The 540-nt window shown below is 44.3% G+C and carries 1 protein-coding gene; it reads left to right on the top strand.

Features of this window, described 5'->3' with window-relative positions; all coding sequences use genetic code 11:
• Positions 1-540 (top strand): MalM family protein (locus AB4486_RS28000; protein WP_372120086.1); only part of this gene is annotated, 540 nt, incomplete at both ends.

Genomic DNA, 540 nt, shown 5'->3' on the forward strand with positions numbered 1-540 from the left:
CCCGAAAGGTCAGCAACAAGTGATCACGCAATCGGGCGACATTCAATGGGTACCAATTGATGTGCCTGTGGTTACTGAGTTCGCTTTGACTGACAAAAGCCAAATGTTGTTAGATGGTAATAGCGCTGGCGCAATTGCAGCGTTCGTGTTACCAGGTAATCGCGGCAGTCTCGATATCAAACTAGAGACATTTGTAAACAAAAATCTAGAGTTCTTCGCTCCTAACGTTATGGTAATGAATACGGCTGGCGAAACTATTTACCAAGCAGATTTCTCAAAGTTTAAGTACGAGCCAGCAAAACTGTTGGATAACGATAAGTTTGTACTTGAAATGAACGTGATTCCAGACATGACGGGTAATGACTTGCATGTACTGGTTTACACAACTTCCGCAGATTTAAAAGGAAGTTCTGAAGTTCTTCACCCTGCAAAAGCCTTCGCACTGGCAAATCACACTCAGCCACCAGATATTGCAGATCCTCAAGCGAAACACAGACCACTTGGTCAGTTCCGCTTCTCAGTATCCGCGAACGATATCGT

Origin of the sequence: Vibrio sp. 10N.222.55.C6 (genome assembly GCF_041473395.1) — a bacterium.
Taxonomy (GTDB): Bacteria; Pseudomonadota; Gammaproteobacteria; order Enterobacterales; family Vibrionaceae; genus Vibrio; species Vibrio crassostreae_C.